The sequence below is a fragment of the Pandoraea apista genome (assembly GCF_001465595.2).
Classification (GTDB): domain Bacteria; phylum Pseudomonadota; class Gammaproteobacteria; order Burkholderiales; family Burkholderiaceae; genus Pandoraea; species Pandoraea apista.
On sequence record NZ_CP013481.2, the window covers coordinates 5,358,657 to 5,377,635 of the forward strand.

General features: G+C 65.4%; 16 protein-coding genes. 4 read left to right on the forward strand and 12 right to left on the reverse strand.

Going from position 1 to position 18,979, the window contains the following annotated elements:
* Positions 1-10: 10 nt before the first annotated feature.
* Positions 11-1,321 carry an MFS transporter gene (locus AT395_RS24240; RefSeq protein WP_197088111.1) on the reverse strand — a complete coding sequence of 437 codons (1,311 nt, stop codon included), beginning with the start codon at positions 1,319-1,321 and terminating at the stop codon, positions 11-13.
* The gene (locus tag AT395_RS24245; protein WP_042113835.1) at positions 1,318-2,508 is read right to left on the reverse strand and encodes a M20 aminoacylase family protein; all 1,191 of its coding nucleotides are present in this window, start codon (positions 2,506-2,508) and stop codon (positions 1,318-1,320) included. Before AT395_RS24245 ends, AT395_RS24240 begins: the two co-directional genes overlap by 4 nt.
* A gap of 266 nt (positions 2,509-2,774) precedes the next feature.
* On the opposite strand from AT395_RS24245, the gene AT395_RS24250 reads away from it, so the two are divergent.
* The 3 genes from AT395_RS24250 (at position 2,775) to AT395_RS24260 (ending at position 5,925) form a co-directional block, all read left to right on the forward strand.
* Positions 2,775-3,695, forward strand: coding sequence for a LysR family transcriptional regulator (locus tag AT395_RS24250; protein ID WP_042113834.1), 921 nt, complete (start codon positions 2,775-2,777; stop codon positions 3,693-3,695).
* Positions 3,696-3,782: 87 nt separating this feature from the next.
* Positions 3,783-5,195: a TAXI family TRAP transporter solute-binding subunit gene (locus AT395_RS24255; protein ID WP_042113833.1), complete on the forward strand. Its 1,413-nt coding sequence runs from the start codon at positions 3,783-3,785 to the stop codon at positions 5,193-5,195.
* Positions 5,196-5,328: 133 nt separating this feature from the next.
* A complete protein-coding gene (locus tag AT395_RS24260) occupies positions 5,329-5,925 on the forward strand; it encodes a GNAT family N-acetyltransferase (RefSeq protein ID WP_082117731.1) in 597 nt (198 codons plus the stop codon).
* Between the two features lie 13 nt (positions 5,926-5,938).
* On the opposite strand, the gene AT395_RS24265 is transcribed toward AT395_RS24260, so the two are convergent.
* The 10 genes from AT395_RS24265 to AT395_RS24310 all read right to left on the reverse strand — a co-directional run bounded on the left by AT395_RS24265 (position 5,939) and on the right by AT395_RS24310 (position 17,763).
* Positions 5,939-6,676, reverse strand: coding sequence for a glutathione S-transferase (locus AT395_RS24265; protein ID WP_048628474.1), 738 nt, complete (start codon positions 6,674-6,676; stop codon positions 5,939-5,941).
* Between the two features lie 15 nt (positions 6,677-6,691).
* Complete coding sequence (locus AT395_RS24270) at positions 6,692-7,735, reverse strand: response regulator (protein WP_042113828.1); 1,044 nt, start codon at positions 7,733-7,735, stop codon at positions 6,692-6,694.
* 13 nt (positions 7,736-7,748) lie between these two features.
* Complete coding sequence (gene cheB / locus AT395_RS24275; RefSeq protein WP_042113827.1) at positions 7,749-8,756, reverse strand: chemotaxis response regulator protein-glutamate methylesterase; 1,008 nt, start codon at positions 8,754-8,756, stop codon at positions 7,749-7,751.
* Positions 8,753-11,131, reverse strand: coding sequence for a hybrid sensor histidine kinase/response regulator (locus AT395_RS24280; protein WP_048628473.1), 2,379 nt, complete (start codon positions 11,129-11,131; stop codon positions 8,753-8,755). The genes cheB and AT395_RS24280 overlap by 4 nt, the downstream gene beginning before the upstream one ends.
* Positions 11,128-11,781, reverse strand: a complete 654-nt coding sequence (locus AT395_RS24285; protein ID WP_048628472.1) for a chemotaxis protein CheW — start codon at positions 11,779-11,781, stop codon at positions 11,128-11,130. The genes AT395_RS24280 and AT395_RS24285 overlap by 4 nt, the downstream gene beginning before the upstream one ends.
* Positions 11,778-13,232 carry a CheR family methyltransferase gene (locus AT395_RS24290; RefSeq protein WP_058375262.1) on the reverse strand — a complete coding sequence of 485 codons (1,455 nt, stop codon included), beginning with the start codon at positions 13,230-13,232 and terminating at the stop codon, positions 11,778-11,780. The genes AT395_RS24285 and AT395_RS24290 overlap by 4 nt, the downstream gene beginning before the upstream one ends.
* Positions 13,229-13,717 (reverse strand): chemotaxis protein CheW, encoded by a 489-nt coding sequence (locus AT395_RS24295; protein ID WP_042113820.1) that lies wholly within the window; start codon positions 13,715-13,717, stop codon positions 13,229-13,231. Before AT395_RS24295 ends, AT395_RS24290 begins: the two co-directional genes overlap by 4 nt.
* 38 nt (positions 13,718-13,755) lie before the next feature.
* Positions 13,756-15,405, reverse strand: a complete 1,650-nt coding sequence (locus AT395_RS24300; RefSeq protein WP_048628490.1) for a methyl-accepting chemotaxis protein — start codon at positions 15,403-15,405, stop codon at positions 13,756-13,758.
* Between the two features lie 175 nt (positions 15,406-15,580).
* Positions 15,581-16,423 (reverse strand): beta-keto acid cleavage family enzyme, encoded by an 843-nt coding sequence (locus AT395_RS24305; protein WP_048628470.1) that lies wholly within the window; start codon positions 16,421-16,423, stop codon positions 15,581-15,583.
* Entirely contained in the window at positions 16,420-17,763 is a 1,344-nt protein-coding gene (locus tag AT395_RS24310; protein ID WP_048628469.1) for an aspartate aminotransferase family protein, read from the reverse strand. The genes AT395_RS24305 and AT395_RS24310 overlap by 4 nt, the downstream gene beginning before the upstream one ends.
* A gap of 261 nt (positions 17,764-18,024) precedes the next feature.
* Here AT395_RS24310 and AT395_RS24315 point away from each other — a divergent pair, with 261 nt between their 5' ends.
* Positions 18,025-18,945, forward strand: a complete 921-nt coding sequence (locus tag AT395_RS24315) for a MurR/RpiR family transcriptional regulator (protein ID WP_042117641.1) — start codon at positions 18,025-18,027, stop codon at positions 18,943-18,945.
* Positions 18,946-18,979: the final 34 nt, after the last annotated feature.

Consider the following 18,979-nt stretch of genomic DNA (forward strand, 5'->3'; position numbering starts at 1 on the left):
CCATCGGCGCTTAGTCTTCGAGTGCCTTGTTACCGGTTTCCTCGAACATCGACACAGCGACGAGCGAGATGACCACGCAGGCGATCATGTACCACGCCGGCGCCATCTTGTTGCCGGTCGCGCGGATCAGCCAGCCGGCGACAAGCTGCGCGGTGCCGCCGAACACCGACACGGCAATCGCGTACGCGCTCGACATGTAGCCCGCACGCAGATGCTTCGGGAAATTCTCCGGCATCAGCGCATAAGCCGGGGCCGACCCCATCGTATAGCAGAGCATCAGCACGATCAGCGCAGCCAGCACGACCGGCAGCGACGGGAAGTGCGTCATGATCCAGAACGCCGGATACAGCAGCACGATCAGCCCCACGCGGCCGATGATCGTCAGCGGCTTGCGACGGCCCATCTTGTCCGACCACGCGCCGTAGATCGGACACATCACGAGCGAGATCGTGCTGGCGGCAACGCCCGCGAGCATCGACATCTTCGGCGGCAGACCCAGATACTGAATGCAGTACGTGGGCATGTAATACATCATCACGTACGTCGACACCGACATCCCCATGATCGAGAAGATCGTGAGGAACCAGTTGCGCACGTACAGGCCATGCTTGGGATCGTTGCGACCGGCAACGGTCTTCGGCTTCGGCGGCTCTTCCTGAATGTGACGGCGCAGGTAAATACCGACCGGCGCGATCAGCGTGCCCAGCAGAAACGGAATACGCCAGCCCCAGCTGTGCATGGTCTCGTCGGAGAGCAGGAAGCCGAGGCTCGCGGCCAGACCCGAGCCGAGCAGGGCGGCTGCGCCCTGACTCGCCAATTGCCAACTGGCGCGGAAGCCGCGGCTTTTCGCGCCGCCCATTTCCAGCAGCGTGGCCGTTGCCGCACCGAACTCGCCGCCCTGTGCGAAGCCTTGCAGCAAACGTGCGCCGACGATCAGCAATGGCGCGGCCAGACCGATCTGCGCGTATGTCGGCGCGAGACCGATGGCCACCGAGCCGAGCGCCATGAGGCCGATGGTGAGCGTGAGCGCCGGTTTGCGGCCCGCACGGTCGGCATAGCGGCCAATCACGATACCGCCGAGCGGGCGCATCACGAAGCCCACGGCGAACACCGCGAACGCCAGCAGCGACGACGTAATGGGATCGTCCGCCGGGAAGAACTGCTTGCCGATGGTCAGCGCGAAGTAGCTGTAGACCGTGAAGTCGAAGAATTCCAGCAGGTTGCCGATAACGGCGGCGAAGACAATCTTGCGCTGCTGCGCAGGGCTCATCTGCGACGGCTGCGCGCCGTCGGCGGGGAACGATTGCGTTGCGATGCTCATGCGCGATCCTTGCTGAGAAAGCGTTCGACCAGACGCGTCCAGAAAGCGGCCCCGATGGTCAGATTGTCGTCGTTGAAGTCGTACTTGGCGTTGTGCAGCATCGGCCGGCCTTCGCCGTTACCCAGACGAATGAAGCAACCCGGCACCTTCTGCAGGTAATAGGCGAAGTCTTCGCTGCCCGCGATCGGCGGGAACGGCGAGATGATGTGCTCGGCACCGACCAGTTCTTCGGCCACGCTGCGCGCGAATTCCGTTTCTGCCTCGGTGTTCACCAGCACCGGATAGCCCCGGATGTACTCGATGTCGGCGCTCGCGCCGTAGCCTTCCGCGTGCGAGGTCACCAGCGCGCGGATGCGCTCTTCGAGCGTAGCGCGCACCTTCGGAGAGAACGAGCGCACGCTCATTTCCAGCGTGGCGTCTTCGGGGATCACGTTCGGTGCGAAACCGGCATGGAACGTGCCGACGGTCACCACCGCCGCTTCGGTCGGATCGATGTTGCGCGCGACCACGGTTTGCAGCGCCATCACAAGGCTGCTGCCGATCACCACCGGATCGACGGCGAGGTGCGGACGCGCCGCATGACCGCCACGACCGTGAATGCGGATCTTCACGGTGTCGCATGCGGCCATCAGCGGGCCCGAGCGAAAACCGAACGTACCGGTCGCCACGCCCGGATGATTGTGCAGACCGAAGATCGCTTCGCACGGGAAGCGCTCGAACAGGCCGTCGGCAATCATCTGCTCGGCGCCGCTGTTCGAACCGGCTTCTTCCGCCGGCTGGAAAATCAGATGCACGGTGCCGTCGAAATTGCGCGTCTTTGCAAGATGTTGCGCCGCGCCAAGCAGCACGGTCGTGTGACCGTCGTGACCGCAGGCGTGCATCTTGCCGTCGTGTACGCTGGCGTAGGCCAGCCCGGTCTGCTCGTGAATCGGCAGCGCATCCATGTCGGCGCGCACGCCTACGGTGCGCGCACTCGTGCCCACGGTGAGCGAGGCGACCACGCCGTGACCGCCAACGTTGCGCGTGACCTGATACCCCCAGCTCTCGAGCTTCTCCGCCACGTAACGCGACGTGTCGACCTCCTCGTAAGACAGCTCGGGGTGTTGGTGAATATGGTGACGAATGTCGGCCAATTGCTCGCGGGCATCGGCCAGATCGCCGACTTCGCAATAGCGAATCTCGCTCATCGGGGGCTCCTCTTTTTTCGAATAACGCGGAGTATTGCATCGACGAAAATCCCCACCCATGACGCAAACCACGTCAGAATGTTGCTTTCAAGTCAACAATCGACCTCGGAGCGACGCCAGGAAGATGCCAGCACCGACCGCAGAAATCATCGTCGATTCAACGACTTGACTGGGTCTTCCGGCACCTTCGGGCGTCCGGCGGCCATCACCCGATCAATGCTGAACCCGACAGGCGGATTTCGTTCGAGCACAACAGTGAGGCAAACATGACAAACGCGTCGTGGGTGGACGACATTGGCGAGCGTCCCCTCAAATACCTCGCCGAAATTGCCGCGACAGGTGGCGTGCGCATGGCCGCCGAAGCGCTCGGCGTGAATCCGTCCGTGGTCAGCCGCCAGATTGCGGCGCTCGAACGGCGGTTGCGCTTTCCGCTGATCGAGCGGCGTGGGCGCAACGTCAGCGTGACCGAGATCGGTCAAGTGCTCATCGACTATTACCGCGACGGCCAACGCCGTCAGCGCGACCTGTCGGCACGGCTCGAGGAATACCGGCATCTGAAGCGCGGCCGGGTCGCCATCGGGGTCGGGGAGGGGTTCATCGGCCGCCTGATTGCGCAGGCATTGCAGCGCTTCTCGATGAGCTATCCGGATATCCTCGTCGAGATCCGCTCCGGTCCCACGCCCGTGGTGCTCTCGCTCGTGCGAGACGATGTCGTCGATATCGGTCTGTGCGCGCGCTCGGCCGACGATCCCGCCATGCGCATTCATCCGTTCGCCCCCAAAGCGCTGTGCGCGGTGGTCGCACCCACGCACCGCTTCGCCCGCATGACAAGCGTGCCGCCCTCGGAACTGGCGCACGAACGGCTCATCTTCATGACCGAGGCGCATGGTGTGCAGCAATTCGTGCACTCGGTGCTTGACACCGCGCGGCTGAATCTGACCCCGGCCTATCGCGTCGATCTGTTCAATACCGCGCAGACGCTCGCTGCGGCGGGCCTTGGTGTGGCCTTCATGTCGGCAATTACCGCGCGACGCGGCATCGAACTCGGCGAGTTGGTGGCCGTGCCCATCGATCATCCGATCGCGACGGGGTTCTCCAGCCAGATGATGACGCGCGTTGGCCGTCGCCTGTCGCCCGCCGCCGACCACCTCTGGAAACAACTCGCCCAAAGCCTCTCACACCGCTGACCTGACCACGTCACGATAGCCGTTGCCGCCGAGTGCTGACGCAGATGGCGTATGATCGGCCGGGTGTTGGATATTCCTGCCTGTTAGATGACGACCGACTCGAACCAACCTGCCCACCGGCGACTCCGTGCGCGCTTCGTCGCGATCTCCTGGCGCGATCTTGCCGTGTCCTTCGGCCCTGTCGTGCTCGTCTCGATTGCGGCAATCTGGCTTGCCGTATGGCTGGTGAAGCCGGCGCCGCCGCGCACCGTGACCCTCAGTGCCGGCCCGGAAGGCAGCTCCTTCTGGAACGCCGCGCAACGCTACAAGACTATCCTCGCGCGCGACGGCATCACCCTTAACGTGCTGACTTCCGAAGGTTCGCGGCAAAATGTCGAGCGGCTTGCCGACGAGAAGCAGAACGTCGACCTCGGACTGGTGCAAGGCGGCGTGTCGCAAGGCATCGACGTCGACGGCCTCGTGTCGCTCGGCAGCGTGTTCTATGCGCCGATCTCCGTGTTCTATCGCGGCGCGCGCGTCACCAAGCTGTCTGACTTGGCGGGCAAGCGCATCGCCATCGGCCGCGAGGGCAGCGGCGCGCGCGCGCTGTCGCTCACGCTGCTCAAGGCGAACGGCATCGAGCCCGGCGGCGCCACGACCCTCACGGCGTACGACGGGCAGGAGGCTGCGCAGGCGCTGATCGACGGCCGTGTCGACGCCGCCATGCTCACCGGCGACACCGCCACCGGCCCGACGATGGGCAAGTTGATTCGCACCGCCGGCGTGCATTTGATGGACTTCGCACAGGCCGACGCCTACACACGCCGCTTCACCTATCTGAATCAGCTCACGTTGCCGCGCGGGGTCTTCGATCTCGGGCGCAATCTCCCGGCGCAACCGGTGCATGTCATCAGCCCGACGGTCGAGCTGGTCGCGCGCGACAGCCTGCATCCGGCCCTGTCGGACCTGTTGATCGAAGCCGCGAAAGAGGTGCACGGCAAGGCGAATGTGTTGCAGCGCGCCGGAGAATTCCCGTCGGCACAGGTGCACGAATTCCCGATCTCCGACGACGCTGCGCGTTACTACCAGTCGGGCAAGGGCTTTCTTTACCGTCATCTGCCGTTCTGGATCGCCAGTCTCGCCGATCGCATCGTTGTCTTGCTGGTGCCGATCATCGTGGTCCTGATTCCGGCTTTCCGGCTGGTGCCGTCGCTGTATAGCTGGCGGGTGAAATCGCGGCTGTATCGCTGGTACGGTGCGCTGATCGCACTGGAACGCGAAGCCCTGGCCGACGATGCGCACACCGAATACCGGAACCTGCGCCATCGGCTCGACGCCATCGAAGCGGCGGTCAATCGCCTGAAGATTCCGCTGGCCTATGCGGATCAGTTCTACGTGCTGCGCGAACACATCGGCTTCGTGCGTCACCGGCTCGACGCGATGAATGCCGAGTCAAACGCCGCCGGCGACGCGCCGCCCGCCGACGGCAAGCGCGGCGAGGAAGTCGTGCGAGGCGCTTGAGCATCTCAAAGCGGTGCTTATGCAATTCATAATCCGCACCAGCTTTTCTTATGGACGGCCGAGGCGCAAACTGCTGACAGTGCTGGACCGGAACGCCGGTCCATTGTGAAACTCAACGTTCTGCGCCGCCCGTATGCCGCCGTCCTCCTCCTCTCATTCCTCCGCGCCCGCAGCATCGCAAGGCGTCGGCGTCGAACCGGCACGCAGCGCGTGCACGGTGCGCGCCGTGCGCGACGACGACCTGCCCGCCATCACGGCCATCTACGCCCATCACGTGCGCACGGGCTCCGCGTCGTTCGAGGAAGTGCCACCCGAGGAAGCGGAGATGCGTGCACGTTGCGCAAAGGTGCTCGATGCCGGGTTGCCGTATCTCGTCGCCGAACGCGACGGCAAGCTGCTCGGCTACGCATACGCCACGCATTACCGGCCGCGATCGGCCTATCGGTTCACGCTCGAAGACTCGGTGTACATCGCCGCCGACGCGACAGGACAGGGCGTGGGCCGTGCACTGTTGCTCGCACTCATCGCCCGCTGCGAAGCGGGGCCGTGGCGGCAACTGATTGCGAACGTCGGCGATAGCGGCAACGCAGCGTCGCTCGCTCTGCACGCCGCATGTGGTTTCGAGCGGGCTGGCGTGCTCAGGTCCGTCGGCTTCAAGTTCGGCCGCTGGGTCGACACCGTACTCATGCAACGCCCGCTCAACGCGGGCCACACGACACTGCCCGAGTGACCCGGTCACGCCGTCAAAACGGCGAGGCGCGATCCAGTTCCTTGTAGTGGCGGAAGATGCCGGTGGTGTTGAACGCAATGCGTCGAGACGACTTCAGATATGCGGCGATGCGCGGCTGGCGGGCCACGGCATCGTGCACGGCCTGAGAACGGGGAAACGCCTTGGCGAATCCCGACATTGCGCGCGGAAAGGCGTAATGCAAGCCCTCGATAACCTGAAACAGCGAGAGGTCCGCGTAAGACATTGCGCCTTCGGAAAGCCAGCCACCGGCGTGCGGGTTGTTCGCCAGTACACGTTCGAAATATCCGAAGAATTTCGGCAGACGGTAATCGATCAGATCCGCCGTGCGCTTGCGCGCTTCCGCCCGCTGATTGCTGTAATAGAGACGGCTCGCGATGGGATGATGGCCGTCGTGCACTTCGGCCACGAGATCGGCCAGTGTGAGCTGCAACTGGTTGACCCAGCGGCGCGCGCGGGGTGACTCGCCCACGAGGCCGAGACGCGGCCCGAGGTAGGCCAGAATGTTCGCCGTCTGTCCGATCAGTTCGTCGCCCACGCGCAGGAAGGGCGGCGCATAGGGCGGGTCCGGGCATGCGGGGTTATCCATCGTGTGCAGCAGGCCGTCCATGCCCTGACCGGGCCGCTTGCCCTGCACGATCTCCACATAGGGCGTGCCGGTGGCCTCGAAGGCGAGGCGGACAAACTCGCCGCGCCCTTGCAGGCCCGGCCAATAGAACAGCTCGAAGGTCATATCCCCTCCTCAGGCTCAGGAAGCGCCCGGCTGCATCTCCACGCGATTCTTGCCCTGTTGTTTAGCGCGGTAGAGCGCCAGATCGGCAGACTCGATCAGCGAGGTCGACGCCATGTGCGTGCGCGGCACCAACGCGGCGCCACCGAGACTGATCGTCACGTGGCGGCCGTTGGCCGATCCCACATGCGGAATCGCCATCGCGTCGATCTGCGCGCGTACTTTTTCCGCGATAACGGCCGCGCCGCTCGCCGACGTATTCGGCAACACCATCACGAATTCCTCGCCGCCGAAACGCGCAGCAAGATCGGCCGGACGCGACGCCGCATCGGCAATCGTGCTGGCCACGCGACGCAGCACGTCGTCGCCGGCAATGTGGCCATACGTATCGTTATAGATCTTGAAGTTGTCGACGTCGATCATCAGCAACGCCATCTCGCGCTGTTCGCGCAACGCGCGACGCCACTCCGCACCGAAGTACTCGTCGAAATAGCGACGGTTCGCCAGCCCGGTGAGACCGTCGGAATGCGTAAGCCGCTGCAACTCCAGATTCGTTTCGAGCAGTTGTTGCTGACTCTCGCGCAGCGCGCGATACGCTTCGTCGCGCTGAAGCAGATTCATGTACGAGCGCGAGTGATAACGAATGCGGGCCACCAGTTCGATCGTGTCGGGCAGCTTGACCAGATAGTCGTTCGCGCCCGCCGAGAACGCTTCGCGCTTGACCGTCGACTCTTCCTTCGTCGAGAGCACAATGATCGGAATGTCTCGCGTGAGCGGGCTGGCACGGTACTGCCGCACCAGCGACAGACCGTCGGTACCCGGCATCACGAGATCCTGCAGGATCACCGTCGGACGTGTCTGCTCTGCCACGCGCAAGGCGTCTTCGGGATTCGCGCAATAGTGGAAATCGATATTCGGCTCGCCAGCCAACGCGCGCCGGATCGCTTCGCCGACCATGGCCTGATCGTCGACGAGCAACACCATCGCCGAAGAATCGTTCAGGCTGCTCACGGCACCGAGCGTTTGCTCCGCCGGTTTCGTTTGGCGCGGGGTTGTCGTCATGATTTGCTTCCTGTCATACAGTGCCAAACAACGCCACCAGTTGTGGCGCAATGGTCGGTAGTGCGAGAATCTCCGAGGCCGCACCCGCTTCGGCTGCCGCTTTGGGCATGCCGTACACGGCGCTCGTTGCGCGATCCTGCGCAATCGTAATAAAGCCATGCGCACGCATGGCCCCAAGTCCGGACGCGCCATCGCGCCCCATACCCGTGAGCAAAACGCCCACTGCGCGCGAACGCCAGTGTTCGGCCACGCTTTGCAGGAAAACGTCGATGGACGGCCGATACACGGCCTCCTTCGGTTCGTCGGTGTACGCACAGCGGCCGCTCGCGTCGACACGCAAATGACGATTGCCGCCCGCGAGCAGCACCACACCCGCCACGGGTCGCTCGCCCGCCTGCGCCAGACGCACCGTGAGCGGTGTCTGCTGATCGAGCCAGGTCGCCATGCCGGGCGCAAACGCATCGTCCACATGCTGTACGACGACCACGCCCGCCGCGAAGTTTTCGGGCAGGCGTCCAAGCAGTGTGGCGAGCGCAGCCGGGCCGCCGGCGGACGCCCCGATGGCGACCAGCGCGTCGGTGCTCTTGGCGGCGACGCGTGCGACCACGGGTTGCGGTGCACGCGCATCGGCCTGCAGCGCGGCCACGGCGTCGATCTTCGCGAGCAACGCCGACGCCGGACGCGCCAGATCTGTTCCCCCCAGCACCGGGGTGTCGACCGCGTCGAGCGCACCCGCGCCCATCGCATCGAACACAAGGCTCGCATGATGGCCGACATCCGACGTCACGATCAGAATCGGGCAGGGCGTGCGGCGCATGATCTCGCGCGTGGCGGCCACGCCATCCATTACCGGCATGACCAGATCCATCAACACGATGTCCGGCGGCACCGGTGCGCACATCGTCACGGCCTGCGCGCCGTCGTGTGCGACCCACGCCACCTCGAATCCCGGGCGTTGCGCGAGTGTGCGGCGCAACGCTTCGACAGCGATGATCGAATCGTTCACGATTCCGATTTTCATGCCCCAGACTCCCCGATAAGATCCGCGACGGCACGCAGCAGCGTGTCGTCGTGGAAGCTGCCTTTCGCGAGGTAATAATCTGCACCGGCGTCGAGTCCGCGCTGGCGGTCTTCCTCGCGATCTTTGTATGAAACGATCATGACCGGCAAATCGGCAGTGCGTGCGTCGCGCTTGATAAGCGTGACCAGTTCAATGCCGTCCAGGCGCGGCATATCCACATCGGTAATCACCATGTCGAACGTTTCGCTGCGCACGGCGTTCCAGCCATCCATACCGTCGACGGCAACGCTCACGTCGTAGCCACGGGCAGCGAGCAATTTGCGTTCGAGTTCGCGCACGGTCAGGGAATCGTCGACAACCAGCACGCGCTTGCGGCCACGCCCGCTCGCCTGTGCGGCGCGCATGGGCCGCCGTTCGAGCGACCCCATTTCGACAGCCTTCGCAATTGAGCGCACCAGATCGGCCGTGTCGATGATGAGCAGCGGCGAACCGTCTTCCGTGAGAGCGCCCGCCGCAATGTTCGGTACCTTGCCCAATCGCGTATCGAGCGGTTGCACAACCAGCATTCGCTCGCCGAGGAATTTATCGACGGCCAGACCGTAGCGCGTGTCGCCCTCGCCGAACACGACCACCGGCTGATCGCCCGCCGCCGAGACCGGTTCGATGCCACACAGCACCTGCTGCGCGCTCACGAGCCCGATCTGTTTGCCGTCCAGTGTAAAGTGCGGACGCCCTTCGAGCATGTCGATGCTCTCCTGCGGCAGCGCCAGCGTGCGCGACAGGCTCGCCAGCGGCAGCGCGTAGGGCTCGCCGTCGATCTCCACGAGCAGGCTGCGCACCACCGACAGGGTCAGCGGCAATTGGAGCGTGAATTTCGTGCCGCGACCTGGCGCGTGCTCGATACGCACCGTGCCGCGCACCAACGCCACCATGGCGCGCACCGCATCAAGGCCGACCCCCCGGCCCGAAACCTCCGTGACCGTATCGCGCAGCGTGAAGCCGGGCAGCATCAGGAATTCGAGCAACTCGTTGTCGTCGAGCCGTTGCGCGGTGTCTTGCGCGACCAGTCCGCGCGCGATGACCGCCTGACGCACGCGTTCGAGATCGATGCCCGCGCCGTCGTCGGCCACGCTCACGAGCAGCAGACCGGCGCTGTGTCGCGCGCTGAGTGTGATCACGCCCTCGGCAGGTTTGCCCGCCGCCGCGCGCTCGGCCGGACTCTCCAGACCGTGGTCGACAGCGTTGCGCAGCAAATGGCCCAACGGTGCTTCGAGCTGATCGAGAATGTCTCGGTCGACCTGCGTGTCGGCCCCCCGAATTTCCAGCCGCGCCGGTTTGCCAAGGGAGCGTCCCAGATCGCGCACCATCCGCGCGAATCCCCCAAGCCGGTCGTCGAGCGGACGCATGCGGCATGCCAGCGCTTCGTCGTAAAGCCGCTGCGACAGTTGCGTCGAGCGGCGGTCGAACTGGTCCAACTCGTGGATCTGTTCGGCCAGCAGGGTGCCGCCCACGCCGAGGGCGCGCCGCAGGTCGGCCAATGCCGTGAGCAGTTGCTGACGATCTTCGTCGGACCGGTCCGCGGCTTGCGCAAGCGCCGAACTGACGCGATCGAGCGCCTCGCCCGCTTCGTGTTGATGACGCTTGAGCCGCTGTAGCGATTGCGCAAACGGCTGCGACCAGCGCGAAGCCACCAGCGCCTCGCTCGACAGCCGCAACAGCCGGTTCAGACTGTCGGCCGATACGCGCAGTGCTCGGGAAGCGTTGTCTGCGCCTGCGTCGTCATCTTGCGCGTTGGATCCGAGGGGACTGTCGTGCACGTCGCGCGACGTGGACGCGCGCGTCGTGAGCGGCGGCGCCTGCTCCGCTGCGGACTCGGTGGCTGTCTGCGCCGTCTGCGCGCCATAGCTGGCGTAGTCGAATGCCGCCGGCTCGTCGGGCTGCGCAACGTTGGGCGTGGTATCGCCCGTGAGTGTGGCGAGTTGTTCGGTGAGCGCGGCAACGAAGGTGTCGATCTCCGCTTTGCCCGCGCCCTGCGCCCAGCCCGCATCGCGCCCCGGCGGATGCGCCAGCCGCATGAGCAGATCCACGCCTTGCAACAGGCGGTCGATGGTTGCGACGTCAAGGACAAGCGCGCCGCGTTGCGCAGCAACGAAGGCATCTTCGAGCACATGGGCGAGCGAGACGCCGGCCTCTACGCCGACGATACGCGCGGCGCCCTTGAGCGAGTGCGCCGCGCGCATGCACGCTTCGAGACGCGATGCGTCGGCCGGGGCACGTTCGAGCGCCAGCAGTCCGTCGCCGAGAATTTGCGCCTGTGCTTCCGTCTCCATGCGGAACAAGTCGAGCAACGTGGCGTTTTGCAGATCGTCGCTCATGCGAGACTCCGATCGAACGCCGCACCTACGCGCAACGGATCGAGCACCCCAACGACATGCTCGTGCCAGCGCAATACCGCGACGGCGAAACCGTCGGTCGCGCCCAACGTTGTGGCAGGGGCCGATCCGATGGCCGTTCGGGCAGGCGTGACGATACCGTGCACTTCCGTCACGGGAAACGCACTCAAATGATGACCATGACGCAATGCCAGCAGACGCGAGGTACTCGCGCGAAGCGTATTCGACGGTGAGAGCTGCGATTGCGGCGCCGGTTGCACACCGAGCAATTCCCCCAACGACAGGCACGGCACAAGGGCGCCGCGCAGATTGACCAGCCCCAGCAGCGCACGATGGCGATGCCCGGGCACCGAGTGCCACGCGCGCATTGGCGCCACTTCCTCGATGGTCGAAGCAGGCAATGCCAGCCACTCGTCGGCCAGACGGAACAGCAGCAACGAGGGGCCGCGCGCCGTTTCCTCTTCTCCGGGAACGGCACGCCACGGCGCAGGATCGACAGGCATCACCGGCAACCGGTCGAGCAGTTCCGCAGCCTGCCGGTGCAAGGCATGCGGGTCAACGTTCAGCCTGAGATTCGGATTGCGCTCGCCGGACACGGGACCGGCCTCACGCGCGGTTTCGCGATTTGTCATCGATGTCGGGTCCCGTCGCGATGCGCATGGTCATGAGGGTCGGTGGCACTGGCCCCTTGTGCACGCTGCGCCCGTCCGGCGCGTTCCAGCAAGCGTTTTGCCCCTGCGGCGTCGCCGCGTGCGTCGAGCTGCGCCGCGCAATGCACGAGCGCTTCGTAATGCCCCGGATCGAGATAGAGCGCACGACGGTAGTGAATCAGCGCCCCTTGGGCGTCACCGCGAGCGTCGTCGACGAGTCCAAGCAAGTACTCCGCCTGCGCGTTGGCACGGTCCGTCGCAAGTACATGGCGACACAGCGCCACGGCACGGACGAAATCGCCTGCATCGGCAGCGACCCTCGCCTGTTCAAGCTGCTGGCGAATGTCGGCGGTGGCAGCGGTGGTGGCGGTGGCGGCACGCGGTGCGACGAGCGGCGGCGGCGGAGGTGTCGGCGGCAACGGTGCGAAAGCGCGTGCGGGACCGGCAGGGACGTGCGCCACGTGAAACGCCTGCGTGCGCCGATGCGCCGTCGCGTCGACCGTGCTCGCCGGCAATACCGGGCTGAAGGCGTCGAGCGTGCCCGCGACGTGCGATGCCCCGAGGGGCGACATGCCGGCGGGCGCGGGCGCCACGTCGCTCACCGGCCCGGTCACGCGGAATGAAAACGCCTGCACATGGCCGGTCGTCGTCATGCCGTTGCTGGTCAACGTGCCGCCCTCGGCGGGTCCGGCGAAGAGGGTCGCACCCATGCGCATGAGCCGCTCGAGCGCGGCGATCGCGCGACGCTGTCCTTCGCGGTCGAAATAAATCAGCACGTTGCGAAAGAACACGAAGTCAAACGTGCCCAGCCGGTCGACGAGCGACGCATCGAACAGATTGCCCGAATGCCAGCGCACCTGCGTGCGCAGCGCGTCGACGACGCGATAGCTGTCGTCTTCCTTAGTGAAATAGCGCTCGCGGAACTGCATCGATGCCGGCGGCCCGCGAAACGAATTGCGGCCGTACACCCCTTCGCGCGCCACGGCAAGCGCCCGCTCGCTGATGTCGAGCGCGTCGACGCTGAACTCGTGGGCGGCAAAACCTGCGTCGAACATCGTCATGGCGATGGAATACGGTTCCTCGCCGGTCGCACAGGGCAGGCTCAGCAGTCGCAATGCCTGCGTCTGCCGTATCGTCCCGCTTCGCGCGGCGCGCTCGTCAAGCGCCATTTGCGCCAGCGCCCTGAACGCTTCGCGGTGACGGAAGAACCACGTCTCGGGCACCACCACCGCTTCGATCAACGCCTGAAGCTCTTCCGCCGATTGCTGCAATCGTTGCCAGTACAGCGAGTACGAGGGGGCCTCTCCCAACTCGGGCGAAAGCGCAGCAAGGCGGGCGCGCACGGCGCGCTCGATGGCGTTCGCGCCGAGTGTCTGTGCGTCGAGGCCCATGGTGTCGCGCAGCAGGCGCTCGATGTCGCGCACGGGGCTCATGACGACGCCTCCGGCATCTCGGTCAGCACCTCGCGTGCGGCGTCGAACAACAGGGCGCGCGCCTCGTCGGTGAGCAATTGATCGACCCGCACCCACTGCACGAGTCCATCGTCGGTATCGAGCACGGGACCGAGATAGCGGCCTTCCGGCAAATCGATGCCGCTCGCCTGGAACGCCGAAGCCTCGGCGCGCAGCGTGTCGGTGGCACGCTCGACGAGCACGCCAAGGCGGCGCGCGTCCGGGCCGGGCGCCGGGTAATGCACGAGCACCAGCCGCGTGGACCGGCGCTCGGGCGCACCCGCGCCGGTCGCCAGCCGCGTCAGATCGATGACGGGGACCGGTTCGCCACGATAACTGAACGCACCCGCCACCCAGGCCGGGGCGGCGGGCAGGCGCTTGAGCGCGAGCCACGGCAGCACCTCGGCCACATGACTGGCCTCGATGACGTAATGATCGGTCGCGATGGCGAAACGCAGGAACAACATGGCGATGTCCGCGAATGACGAAAAGGCGGTGCGCTACTTCACACCAGCCCCGAGGGCGGCAGCGTCTGTACCTTGAAGCGCGACACGCCGCTCTTCAGGCCATTGGCAACATGATTGAGTTCTTCGATGGCCTGACTCGACTGCTGGAGTGACTCGGCTGTCTGCTGCGCCGCCTCGGAGAGCTGCACCAGCGCCTGATTGATCTGCTCGGCACCGGTCGCCTGCGCCTGCATGCCCTCGCTGACGACCTGAAAGCGCGGCGGCAGCGTCTGCACCTGCGCAATGATCTGGGCGAGCTGATCGCCGACCTGACGCATCTCGTCCATGCCGCGACGCACTTCCTCGGCAAACTTGTCCATGCCCATGACACCGGCCGACACCGCCGACTGGATCTCCTTGATCATCTGTTCGATGTCGTAGGTCGCCACGGCCGTCTGATCGGCCAGACGCCGGATCTCGGTCGCCACCACGGCGAAGCCGCGTCCGTACTCGCCCGCCTTCTCGGCCTCGATGGCCGCGTTCAGCGACAGCAGGTTGGTCTGGTCGGCCACCTTCGTGATCGTGGTAACGACCTGATTGATGTTGCCGGCCTTCTCGTTGAGGATGCCCAGCTTGCCGTTGACCGAGCCCGCGGCTTCCATGACGTGACGCATCGCGTCTTCCATGCGCGTGAGGCCGACGTGGCCGGTGCCCGCGAGCGACGCGGCCTGATCGGCCACCCCCGCCACTTCGGTCATGGTGCGCGCCAGATCGCGCGACGTGGCGAAGATCTCGCGCGACGTCGCGCCGATTTCCGTTGTCGTGGCCGCCGTCTCCGACGCCGTGGCCTGCTGCTGACGCGAGGTCGCAGCAATCTCGGTCACCGATGTCGTGACCTGCAACGCCGACTTCTGCGCCTGCCCGACGAGGCCCGTCAGTTCGTCCGTCATCCGGTTGAAGCCGGACTCCAGTGCGCCGAATTCGTCACGGCGTGCGAGGTCGAGACGCTTGGTCAGATCGCCCGAGCGCATGATCTCGAGAATTTGCATCACGCTCGCGAGCGGCACGCTGATCGCACGGAACAGCAGCCAGCCGCACAACACCGCGCACCCCAGTGCCACCGCCAGCGTAATGAGCAACGTCGCCTTGGCCGCCGTCACGGCCTCGGCAATGTTGTGCGTCGATTCGTCGGCAAAGGTCTTGTTGGTGTCAACCAGCCGCTGGATCGCGGTACGGCCGCGCCCCCATTCGGGGAAGAGCTGATCCGAGAGCATCGAGCGCGCCGCCGCCATCTGTCCGTCGGCGACAAGCTTGAGCACCTGATTGCTGATGCGGCCGTATTGCTGGCGAACACCCCGCACCTCGTCGTACTGCACACGATCGACGGCGCGGTTGACGGTCGTACCGTAGTCCTTGATCCAGCCGTCGATGCGGGTATCGGCACTGCGAAGGCTATCGAGATCGAGGGAGCGGGCCTTGTCGTTGTCGTCGATGGCCACGACCTGCTGGAGCAACTGATAGCTCTCGAACCAGGCGCCGCGCAACATCGTGCTGTAGTAGAGCCCCGGTGTGGAATCGGTCTCCACACTGTGCGCCTCTTGTTCGATGGCAGCCAGCCGCGTGTAAGCGACGCCCGCCATGAGCGCCATCAAGGCCAGAATCAGGCCGAAACTGGCCAGAATGCGATGTCGGATCGACCAGTGTTTCACGCCGCGCTCCCGTTCGTTGTTCACGCCCGGTGCCGGGGAGGGCGACGCGGGCCTCTTTGAGGTTACGCCGATTCTATTACAGCGGCCCGGCCGGACAACGCCGGTCAGGCCATGTATTTGGGTTTATTTCTGAATTCGGCGGTCCTGCCGGCGTGAACGAGATCCGGGCGTGCGCTCAGCAGGTGAGGGCGCGCAAGGCGTCCGCCGTCATGGGCGCGAGGGCGAGCGGGGTTGCCGCTGACGTGAGCGCACCGAGCGACGCCGCGTTGTCCGGCGAAACGCTGCCGTCCGGCAGATACAGATTGTTTTCGAAACCGATGCGGGCGTGGCCGCCCTGCAACACGGCAGCCAGCGCGCATTCCGCCTCACGCGGCCCGAAGGCGCACATCGCCCATGGGGTTTCGGTCGAGGCCTCGCCCAGCGTCTGCGCACCGGCCTGCCATGCCCAGAGGAACGGCAACAGATCCGAGGGCGACGACAACTGGCCCTTGCTGTACCGGCCCAGCACGAACAGCACCCAGTGACGGCCCGGACGGATCGCGCCGCTGGCACGCAAACGCCAGTAATGCGCCACGTCCTCGGTGTCGTAAAGAATGTACTGCGCGGTGATGTTTTCCTGCCAGAGCCACGCGAAGAACGCCTCTGCCGCCGGGGCGTGAGCCGCGTCCGGCATCACTTCACGCAACGCGACCGAAATCGCCTCGGGGTGCAGGGCATGCACGGTGGCGATCTGCTGTGCGGGCGAGTAGATGCCGACCGCCTCGGTCGTCACCTGCAACACCAGTTCGCGGCCAACGGCTCGCTGCACGGCATCGATGCCGGCCCTGTAGTCCGCCACTTCGAGGCTGTGCGTGCCATCGGCCTTTCGCACATGCAGATGGATCATCGCCGCGCCGGCACTCAGGCACGCTTTGGCGCACGCGCCGAGTGCTTCCGGCGTCATGGGCAGCGCGCGATGATCGACGTGCGTGCGACGGGCGCCGTTGGGGGCGACCGCCAGCGCAAACGATCGCGTCATGCGGCACCTCCGGCTTTCACGCCGGTCACGTCGGCCACGGCCAGCGCCAGGCGCTCGACAATACGGTCGATGTCTTCCGGTTGGCAGATGAACGGCGGCGCAATCAGCGCATGGTCGCCGTGTACGCCGTCGACCGTTCCCCCCATCGGATAGATCAGCAGGCCACGCGCCTTGGCGGCGGCCTTCAGGCGCGCGTGCGTCTTGTCGGCCGTGGGCAGCGTCTGCCGGGTTGCCCGGTCCGCCACGAACTCGACGCCGACGAAGAGTCCCCGGCCGCGCACGTCGCCCACGTTCGGGTGGTCGGCGAAGACTTCGCGCAACCGGGCACGCAGTTGTTCGCCACGGGCTTGCACGTTCTCCAGCAGATTCTCTTCCGCAATGGTGCGCTGCACGGCCAGTGCCGCCGCGCAGGCCATGGCGTGGCCCAGATAGGTATGCCCGTGCTGAAAGAAGCCCGACCCGCCGACCACGGCATCGTAAATTTTGTCGGAGCACAGCATCGCCCCAATGGGCTGATAGCCCGCGCCCAGCCCCTTGGCAATGACCAGAATGTCGGGCACCACGCCATCTTCCTCACAAGCGAACAGGTAACCCGTGCGGCCCATGCCCGACATCACCTCGTCGAGCAACAGCAGTACGCCGTACTTGTCGCACACCGCGCGAATGCGCTTGAAGTAGTCGCCCACCGGCGGCACGGCGCCGGCCGTGGCGCCCACGACCGTCTCGGCCACGAACGCGATCACCGTGTCGCCGCCAAGTTCGAGAATCTTCGCTTCGAGTTCGTCGGCCAGACGCTGCACATAAGCCGCATCGCTCTCGCCTTCGAAACGCTCGCGATAGGCGAAACACGGCGAAACGTGATGCGCCGGTACCAACAGCGGGAGGAACGGCTCGCGGCGCCAGGCGTTGCCCCCAATGGCCAGTGCGCCGAGCGTGTTGCCGTGGTAGCTCTGGCGTCGCGCAATGAAGTACTGGCGCTGTGGCTGCCCGATCTCGACAAAGTACTGGCGCGCCAGCTTGAGCGCCGCCTCCACGCCTTCGGACCCGCCACTGACGAAATACACATGATTCAGATCGCCGGGCGCGCTCGCGGCCAGCATGTCGGCCAGATGCTCGGCAACCTCGGTCGTGAAGAACGACGTGTGCGCGTATGCCAACTGCGCTGCTTGCTGCTGCATTGCCTCGATCACGCGCGGATGACCATGCCCAAGACACGACACCGCCGCGCCGCCGCAAGCGTCGAGATAATGCTTGCCGGTGCTGTCGATCAGCTCGATTCCCTGACCGCCGACCGCGACGGGCAACGTTTGGCGCGGATTACGGTGAAACACATGAGTCATGCCTGAACCCCTGACGGAAAGATGGTGCGTCGCGCGATGGCGCCGGCCACCGTCATGCGAACAATGTTGCTGAGTGTAGGCGCATCTCCACTTGTTTGCAACATATGTTTCATGTGTTTTATCGTCGCAACACTTCGCGCAATCCCATTACCACACTCAATGTTTCGATGCAGCCCACGGGGCTCAGGGAAAGGGCGTGCGCGGCCGGGGCATTTCATGCAACAATCGTTACATTATTTCGTCGCCGTGTTGCCATCCCCAATGACAGAAGCCACCGCGCTGCCGCAAACGCTCGAACAACTCAACACGCAGTTGCGCGAGCGTTACCCGCATCTCAGCCCGCAATTCCAGGCGGGCGCGCGTTTCCTGCTCGATCATCCGCAGCGTGTGCCGATCAGTTCCATGCGCGCGATTGCCGCCGAGGCCGGCGTGCAACCCGCGACGTTCGTGCGGCTCGCGCAGCATCTCGGCTTCGACGGCTGGCATGGTTTGCGCGAACTCTTTCTCGAATCGATCCGGCTCGGGCCGCAACCGTATGCGAGCCGCGCGCGTCAGGTGATTCGCGAAGGCGATGCTGCGCGCATGGTGCCCGAGATGTTCCGCGTGCAGCACAACAACCTCGATCTGACGGAAGCGGGCGCAAACGCATCGCTGGGTGCGGCCGTCGATCTGCTCGCCAATGCGGGGACCGTGCATGTGGCCGGCTTTCGCGCCTGCTTCCCCATCGCGTTCACGTTCCAGTATGTCTATCGGCTGTTCCGGCCCACGGTGCATCTGATTCGCGGCGAGGCGGGCACGTTGGAGATGGAATTGCGCGCGCTCTCGGCACGCGACGTGGTTGTCGTGATCAGCTTCGCGCCGTATTCGAACGAAGCGCTGATCGTGGCGCGCGCCGCACGGGCCGCCGGTGCGCGCGTGCTTGCGCTCACCGATTCCACCGTCTCGCCGCTCGCCCTCGACGCCGACGTGACCGTGCTCTTCTCGCATGAGAGTCCGTCGTTCTTCCCGTCGATCACGGCAGGCATTGCGGTAGTGGAGACACTGGTGGAGATGCTGCTCGCCCGCAAGGGCCGCGGCGCAGTGCGCGCGCTGGAACTGGCCGAGGACCAGTTGCATGGCACCGGCGCTTACGTCAGCCCGGCCGGCGGTGCGGGCGGCGGACGCGTCAAACCGGACGCGTGAGGAACGGAAGATGTGCGCCTGCGGGCGGGCCGGG

Excerpts from the sequence above, each read along its gene's own strand:
- AT395_RS24240 (WP_197088111.1), bottom strand. The coding sequence starts at position 1,321 with ATGAGCATCGCAACGCAATCGTTCCCCGCCGACGGCGCGCAGCCGTCG.
- AT395_RS24245 (WP_042113835.1), bottom strand. The coding sequence starts at position 2,508 with ATGAGCGAGATTCGCTATTGCGAAGTCGGCGATCTGGCCGATGCCCGC.
- AT395_RS24250 (WP_042113834.1), top strand. The coding sequence starts at position 2,775 with ATGACAAACGCGTCGTGGGTGGACGACATTGGCGAGCGTCCCCTCAAA.
- AT395_RS24255 (WP_042113833.1), top strand. The coding sequence starts at position 3,783 with ATGACGACCGACTCGAACCAACCTGCCCACCGGCGACTCCGTGCGCGC.
- AT395_RS24260 (WP_082117731.1), top strand. The coding sequence starts at position 5,329 with ATGCCGCCGTCCTCCTCCTCTCATTCCTCCGCGCCCGCAGCATCGCAA.
- AT395_RS24265 (WP_048628474.1), bottom strand. The coding sequence starts at position 6,676 with ATGACCTTCGAGCTGTTCTATTGGCCGGGCCTGCAAGGGCGCGGCGAG.
- AT395_RS24270 (WP_042113828.1), bottom strand. The coding sequence starts at position 7,735 with ATGACGACAACCCCGCGCCAAACGAAACCGGCGGAGCAAACGCTCGGT.
- cheB (WP_042113827.1), bottom strand. The coding sequence starts at position 8,756 with ATGAAAATCGGAATCGTGAACGATTCGATCATCGCTGTCGAAGCGTTG.
- AT395_RS24280 (WP_048628473.1), bottom strand. The coding sequence starts at position 11,131 with ATGAGCGACGATCTGCAAAACGCCACGTTGCTCGACTTGTTCCGCATG.
- AT395_RS24285 (WP_048628472.1), bottom strand. The coding sequence starts at position 11,781 with ATGACAAATCGCGAAACCGCGCGTGAGGCCGGTCCCGTGTCCGGCGAG.
- AT395_RS24290 (WP_058375262.1), bottom strand. The coding sequence starts at position 13,232 with ATGAGCCCCGTGCGCGACATCGAGCGCCTGCTGCGCGACACCATGGGC.
- AT395_RS24295 (WP_042113820.1), bottom strand. The coding sequence starts at position 13,717 with ATGTTGTTCCTGCGTTTCGCCATCGCGACCGATCATTACGTCATCGAG.
- AT395_RS24305 (WP_048628470.1), bottom strand. The coding sequence starts at position 16,423 with ATGACGCGATCGTTTGCGCTGGCGGTCGCCCCCAACGGCGCCCGTCGC.
- AT395_RS24310 (WP_048628469.1), bottom strand. The coding sequence starts at position 17,763 with ATGACTCATGTGTTTCACCGTAATCCGCGCCAAACGTTGCCCGTCGCG.
- AT395_RS24315 (WP_042117641.1), top strand. The coding sequence starts at position 18,025 with ATGACAGAAGCCACCGCGCTGCCGCAAACGCTCGAACAACTCAACACG.